4 protein-coding genes and 1 pseudogene are annotated in these 5,677 nt (G+C 63.5%); 2 read left to right on the forward strand and 3 right to left on the reverse strand.

Annotated features, from left to right (window positions below):
• Positions 1-183: 183 nt before the first annotated feature.
• From JLI01S_RS16180 to JLI01S_RS16190, 3 genes are all read right to left on the reverse strand, one after another.
• Positions 184-1,647 (reverse strand): amidase, encoded by a 1,464-nt coding sequence (locus tag JLI01S_RS16180; RefSeq protein WP_068266628.1) that lies wholly within the window; start codon positions 1,645-1,647, stop codon positions 184-186.
• Positions 1,648-1,727: 80 nt separating this feature from the next.
• Positions 1,728-3,260: a purine-cytosine permease family protein gene (locus JLI01S_RS16185; RefSeq protein WP_068266631.1), complete on the reverse strand. Its 1,533-nt coding sequence runs from the start codon at positions 3,258-3,260 to the stop codon at positions 1,728-1,730.
• 1 nt (position 3,261) lies between these two features.
• Entirely contained in the window at positions 3,262-3,864 is a 603-nt protein-coding gene (locus JLI01S_RS16190) for a DUF1989 domain-containing protein (RefSeq protein ID WP_068266634.1), read from the reverse strand.
• A 144-nt stretch (positions 3,865-4,008) separates the two neighbouring features.
• On the opposite strand from JLI01S_RS16190, the gene JLI01S_RS16195 reads away from it, so the two are divergent.
• Both JLI01S_RS16195 and JLI01S_RS16200 read left to right on the forward strand, forming a co-directional pair.
• Complete coding sequence (locus tag JLI01S_RS16195) at positions 4,009-4,926, forward strand: LysR family transcriptional regulator (protein ID WP_084349518.1); 918 nt, start codon at positions 4,009-4,011, stop codon at positions 4,924-4,926.
• Between the two features lie 165 nt (positions 4,927-5,091).
• Positions 5,092-5,428, forward strand: a pseudogene (locus tag JLI01S_RS16200) (transposase); the annotation flags it as partial.
• Positions 5,429-5,677: the final 249 nt, after the last annotated feature.

Below are 5,677 nucleotides of genomic sequence, written 5' to 3' on the forward strand. Positions count from 1 at the left end.
ACCCGACGCTGCCCAAATCCCGTGGCCTGGTCACGCGCCACGTTTCGTCGTCACGCCGCCGAGGACGGAGTACGAGCACCGCGGCGGGTTCGCAACTTGCGCGAGGTTGTCACCGCGTCAATTACGCCCCCGGGGGGCGAGGCAGGGTTTCCTAACCTCGCCCCTGGGGGTGCCTCTGTCCGGTCAGCGAGGGTCGATTGGCGTGAACCTTCCGGCCCGGGACTCGATAACCTCGGCTGCGTCCAGCACCGTGGCCTCGTCCATCCGCCGACCCAGCAGCTGGACTCCGATCGGCAGTCCGTCGACGATCCCGGTGGGCACTGATGCCGCTGGAAAGCCGAGGGTGGGGATCGCCATCATCGGCCACTGCGCGTAGGCCGTTTGCTTCATCCCAGCCGCGTCGAGGATGTCGGCATCGTGCGGGAACTGGCGTGCTGCCGAGACTGGCAGGAGGACCAGCGGGCTGTCCACGAGGTGTTCCTGCAATCGGCGGATGAGGGTGCCGCGGCGCTGGTAGCCGTGGATGAAGTCGGTGAGGTCCGGCTGCGGGCCCCACCACTCTTGTGACATCGCGGAGTAGTAGGTGGCGGCCATCTTCATCCCCTCGTCACCGAACTCCTCGACCAGGCCGATGTTTGTCCCGAGCTCGCTGAGACACAGGAGGTACCACAGCCGGAAGGCCTCCTCGAGCAGCGGCAGCGGAGCCTCCTCGACGTGGTATCCGGCAGCCGTCAACCATTCCGCTGCTTGGTCCAGCGCAGCGTTGACTTCGGCGCACGGGGCGACGATCCCCACGTCACGTACGAGCGTCACCCGCACGGGGCGCTGCACGGGTTGAACTGTGTTGGGGTCCAGGGGGGAAACCGTGGGGTCGCGTGGATCGAATCCCGACATCGCGGTCAGGCCCAGACGAACATCGCGCACGGTCCGACCCAGTACTCCTTGGGCGTTCATGAGTTGAAACATCAGGCCCTGGTCGGCGCCATCCGGTCCATTCCAGCTGGGCACCCGCCCTACGGTTGGGCGAAGACCGACAAGTCCGCAGCAGTGAGCGGGATAGCGTACAGAGCCGCCGATGTCAGTCCCTTGGGCCAGAGCCACCATGCCGCTGGCCACGGCAGAGCTTGCACCCCCGCTGGACCCCCCGGGTGTGACGGTGGGGTCCCACGGGTTCAGGGTTCGGCCATGCAGGTCGTTGTCGGTGAACCAGCGAAACGACAGTGCGGGGGTGTTGGTGCGTCCGAGTAGGATCGCGCCGGCATGACGGAGGCGCCTGATGGTGGGGCCATCGCTGGGGACCACGTTGTCCTTCCACGCGGTGACGCCCTCGGTGGTGGCCATTCGGGCCTGATCGGTGTTGACCTTCGTGGCGATCGGCACCCCGTGCAGCGGCCCCAGGTGTTCGCCGTCAGCGATTGCGCGGTCGGCCTGGTCGGCGTCGGCGAGGGCCTCGTCGTTGATCGCGACGATGGCGTTGAGGTGTGGGTTGACCTCGGCTATGCGGTCAAGGCAGGACTGTGTGGCTTCTCGTGAGCTGATTGCCCCTGCGGCGATTGCGGCGGCCAGGTCTGCCGCCGACCACTGCCACAGCGGTCCGTCGTGGGCGACGACTGCCGTTTGTTCGAGGTCGGAGGTTGCGGGGTTCATGTGTCGTCCTGTCTTCGAAGGTTCGTGAACTGCGGTCCGAGGAAGGTGCGCTTGAGTGAGGTCGTGGCGTTCAGGTGGGGTCAGTCCCCCACAGGGCTTCGCCGTCGTAGGGCAGGCTTGACCAGGTTCGAACCCTGTGGGCCGTAGACCTCGGCAGGTTCAGGGGCCAGCGTCAAGCACGCCAGGTACACAATGGCAGCGACTCCGATGGACACGGGCAAGCTGGCATCGAATCCCCCGAATCGGTCACCGAGAGGACCGACGAACTGGCCAGGGATGTTGACGACCGAGAGGCCGAGGCCTGCGGCTACCGCCCAGGCGCCGAGGGCTCGCCAGTTCAGGCCTGAGGAGAACCAGTAGATCCCGCCCGTGGTCTTGCGGTTGAACACCTGCAGGTCCTCTGGCAGGTACCAGCCTCGTCGAGTGATGTATCCCAGAACCATGATCACGATCCATGGGGAGGTGCACACCACGATCAGCGAGGCCAGAGTGGACAGGCCGGCGAGCAAGTCGAAGACGAATCGGCCCATGAAGAGAAGCCCGACCGTGCCGGTTCCGATGATCAGGGTGGCTTGGATCCTGCTGAAGCGGGGCAGGATGCTGGAGAAGTCCAAGCCCGTTCCATACAGCGTTCCCGTAGCGACGGACAGGCCACCGATCAAGGAAATGATGATCAAGGGAGCGAGATACCAGCCCGGCGCCACAGCGACCAAGCCACCGACAAAGCTGGGGTTGGCCGGGTCGGCGAACTCTGGTGCCTTTGCCGCGACGATGGCGGTCGTCGCCAGCCCGAAGCCGAACGGCAGCAGTGTCGCGATTTGTGAGCACAGGACAGCGCCCAGGAGGCGACGCCGTGGTGTCCGTGCCGGGATGTAGCGAGACCAGTCCCCCAGGAAGGGCCCATAGGAGATTGGGTTGGACATTGCGATCAGCGCGGTTCCCACCAGCGTTGGCCAGTACAACGCGGTTGTCGCTGCGTCCGCCTCGGCGGTGAAGATGCCGGCGTAGGTGGCGTCGAAGTCCCCCGCGAAGGCGAAGATCCCTACGAGCATCATCGCAGTCACCCCAATGACAGCGATCCGGTTGACCAGCAGCATCAGGCGGAACCCGAAGACCACGACCAGGAGGACGACGAGGCCGACGATCGCGTACGCGGCGGCTGCGGCCACCCCACTGTCAGGGAGGCCAAAGAGGCGGTGTGCTGCGGCAACCATGGCATCGCCGCTGGCCCATACCGCCAACGCGGTGAAGGTCACGGCCGTCAGCAAGCCGAGCAGTGACCCCAGCACCCGCCCGACGACACCGAAGTGAGCGCCAGAGGAGATGGGATTGTTGGTGCCGTTGACTGGGCCGAAGAGCGCCATGGGCGCCAGCAGCAAGCTGCCTACCATCACCCCCACCACGATGGCCAGGGCACCGTCGACGACGCCAAGACCGAAGATGATGGGCAGTGAGCCCAGCACCATGGTGGCGATGCTGTTTGATGCCCCAAAGATGATCCGGAAAAGGTCTCGCGGAGTAGCAGTTCGAGCCTCATCGGGAATCGTGTCGATGCCGTAAGGCTCAACACTCAAGGCGCTGGGGGGCGAATCCACTGGACGGTTGGCGGCCATATCAAACTCCTACCTGCACCTGAATGCTGGTGCAATGCCCCCCGTTGCAGTCCGTCACGTCCGCGGCGCAGGAACTGATCGCCAGGATCAGATCCTGTTCGGCAGCAACTTCCAGGAAGTCCCCCGGACCAGAGGTCGGAGGCAGGATCTGCATCTTCTGGGTCGCTGGATCGATGCGCGTGTGCATGAAGACGTTGAACGGGTCCGTGATTCGCGACTCCGGAACCCCGTACCCTTCCAAGGCGCGAGCCAAGTTTTCTCGACACCCGGACTTACCAGGCACTCCGTAAATCTCTTCATAGAGAAATCGATTACATGGCGGGAACAGGAGGTCGTGAACCTGCACCGAATCCGCTGAAACTCTCATAAGTACACGGTTCTTGTTGGAGTACAGTGCGTCCCCAACGCCCACGCTCGCCTTTTCGTTGTTCATGCGGGTGAAGCCCTGGGAAAAGCTCTCATCTAGGTCATCCGTCGCGAAGGCCACCAAGTCGGCCACCTGCCCGCCTTCGACGTCGATGATGCGGAGGCGCTCGCCCTTGTGCAGTTTCACGGCGTGCGCCGATTTTGGCGGGATGGTGATGGTGGCGTCCTTGGTAACCATGGCTGAATCATCGCCGACGGACTGATCTGGGCTCAATGACCAATTTCCGATCGGCCGTCCGGGTAATCCGATGGGCGCCGGCGGCGCTGAGTGCTAGAATAGCGCCGCTGATCAGCCTTCGATCAGCCTTTTCGGAGGGGCGTCATGGAACTGAGGCAACTGAAGTTCATGATCCTGCTGTCCGAATCGCTTCACTTCGGCAGGGCCGCACGTCGCGCTTTCGTCAGTCAATCGACCTTCAGTGAAAATATTGCTCGCTTGGAGCAGGAGGTTGGAGCACACCTTTTCGACCGGGCATCTAATCGGGTGGCACTAACGAAGGCGGGTGAACATTTCTTGGAAAGCGCCACTCGCATGATCGATGACTGGGCCCGCATGACGTCGGAGGTGCAGGACTTGGAACGACAGGCGAACGGCACCCTCCGGATCGGGGTTTTTGCAGACAACGCTGGGGAGATGACCCATCTCCTACTGGATGACTACCGACAACGATGCCCAGAGGTAGATCTCACCTTCGTTACGATGGACATGTCGAACCAAGTGGACAAGGTCATCAATGGCGATGTCGACGTCGCCTTCCTGCGCCTTCCAGTAGCAGATGGCGGGTTGGTTGTTCGTCGCCTCTTTGCGGAACCGCGAACTGCGATCCTTCCCATCGGGCACCCCTTGGCTCGCCTGCGTTCAATCACGATCGAAGAGCTGGTGGACGAGCCCTTCGTCACCGCCGTCAGCGACGCCCCCCGAGGATGGGGGGAGTTCTGGAGGTGCGACTCTGTCAGGGGGGCGCCTGCACAAATCATTGCCGAGATGAACTCTGTGGCAGAAGGCCTGAACGCCGTGGCCTACCTGGGCGCCGTGGACACCTGCCCGGCCGCGACTGCGCGTCACCACCCCCACCCCGGAGTGGCCTACGTGCCTATCGAGGACGGTCAGCATTCCGAGGCGGCCGTCGTCCACCGTCGGGATGACGACCGTCCTCAGGTTCGCACATTCACCACCCTTGCCGATGACGCTCTGCGCTCTTGGCTTAACGCCGTGCCCGGAGCCAAGATGGTCTCTTAACTGGCTCTTCACAGATGAGGGTGTAGCGCGTGGTCATGGATCGATCGGCGTGGCGCTGTCCGGGTAGGCGTCGAGGCCTTCCGATGATGGAAGTTCTCACACTGCCCATCTGGAAGACCTCGACATGCCTGACGCTACCTTCACCGAACCTGACCTGACCTGACCATGTTCTGCCGCTTGAATGAGCTCGGCCTTGAGGCCACCGGTCAGCGCCTCGAGCCCGCCGGTGCGGTCCTGGCCTGTCGAGTCGTCGAACCCGACCGCTGGTGCCGACGCTGTGGCTGTGAACGAACCGCGCGCGGCACGCGTCGACGAGCATGTCTGGCGGCACACCCGCAAAGGCGACAAGTACGTGACCGTGATCATCGACCTGACCCCGATCCGCGACCGCAGCGGCCCAGCACGACTGCTGGACATGGTCGAGGGCCGCTCCAAGCAGGTCTTCAAGGAGTGGCTCGCCGCTCGCCCCGAGGCATGGCGTGAGGCCATCGAAGTCGTCGCGAGATACAGACAGTCCAGCAAATAGTCAAGCAATGATCAGGAAACACTCAGGTACTGCGGCGAAGCCGCGAACGAGCGGGTGGCGGCCTACGGCAGCACAGCCTGCATCTACCGCTCTCAGCGGCGTCGCCGAAGTCGGCCTTTTGCCCTTCGAATACAAATCGTTGGCGACAACCGTCTCGGTCTCCAACTGGCGCTGTCACATCTCAGCTCTAACGTCCTGGTCATGAGCACTGTCGCCGCCCCTCCC

The sequence above is a fragment of the Janibacter limosus NBRC 16128 genome (genome assembly GCF_001570985.1).
Taxonomy (GTDB): Bacteria; Actinomycetota; Actinomycetes; order Actinomycetales; family Dermatophilaceae; genus Janibacter; species Janibacter limosus.